The following is a 1,080-nucleotide window of genomic DNA, read 5'->3' as shown; positions in this document are numbered from 1 at the left end:
GGAGATGCGCAGCGCGACCGCGCAGTCCAACCGGATGCTGGAGCGGACCGTGCGCAGTCTGCCCGCGAAGGGCGGGGACGCCCAGTCGCAGGTGGCGGGCTCGCTCGTCGAACTCCGGCGCGTGGTCGAGGACTTGGACCCGCGTGACCTGCCGGCGTCGAAGGGGCGCAAGCTCCTGTCCCGGCTCCCGGGCGGCAACAAGCTGCGCGACCATGTCGCCAAGTACGCCTCCGCGCAGGGCACGTTGAACAAGATCGTGGGGTCGTTGCGCGGCGGCCAGGACGAACTCCGGCGCGACAACGCGGCGTTGCAGACCGAGCGGGTCCGCCTGTGGGAGACCATGGGCAAGCTCCAGGAGTCAGTTGTCCTCACCCAGGCCCTCGCCCCGGCCGTCGGGCAGCACATCCCCGGGGTCGACTCCACCGACCCGGGCCAGGCCGACACCCTGCGCGCGGACGTCCTCTTCCCGGTCCGGCAGAAGCACCAGGACCTGCTGACCCAGCTCGCGGTGTGCGCGCAGGGCTACTTGGCGATGGATGTCGTACGGCGCAACAACGACGAGCTGATCAAGGGTGTCGACCGGGCGGCGACCACGACCGTCTCGGCGCTGCGCATCTCGGTCATGCTCGCCTCCGCCCTGGAGAACCAGCGCAAGGTCGTCGACCAGGTCAACGCCCTGCGCGGGACCACCGAGGACCTCATCCGGGGCAACGCCGAGATGCTCTCCACCCAGAGCGGCGAGATCCAGCGCATCGCGGCCGACCCGGCGGTGGGCGCGGAGACACTGCGCACCGCCTTCCAGCAGATCTACCGCACCCTCGACGCGATCGACACCTACAAGGTCCAGGCGACCGAGGTGATGGCCGCGACCGTCGAGTCCCTCACGTCCGAACTCCAGAACGCCAGCACGTACTTGGAGCGCAGCCGGTCGCAGAGCGCGCTGGAAGGCGGTCTCGGATGAGACAGCTCCTCGCGTTCGCCCTCGGCACGGCCGCGCTGCTCACCGCCTGCACATCGGCACCCGACACGAAGGCCGAAACCGACAACGCCCCCAAGGCCGGGACCCTCCGCGTCCTCGCC

1 protein-coding gene is annotated in these 1,080 nt (G+C 70.4%); it reads left to right on the top strand.

The genetic code is table 11. The features are described 5' to 3' along the window. Positions 1 to 961: toxic anion resistance protein (locus ACFWI9_RS34715; RefSeq protein WP_387169388.1), on the top strand; the 961-nt coding region annotated here is incomplete at its 5' end. Positions 962 to 1,080 lie beyond the last annotated feature (119 nt).

This window comes from Streptomyces sp. NPDC127084 (assembly GCF_042724175.1).
GTDB lineage: Bacteria > Actinomycetota > Actinomycetes > Streptomycetales > Streptomycetaceae > Streptomyces.
This window is presented reverse-complemented; position numbering and strand designations above follow the sequence as displayed.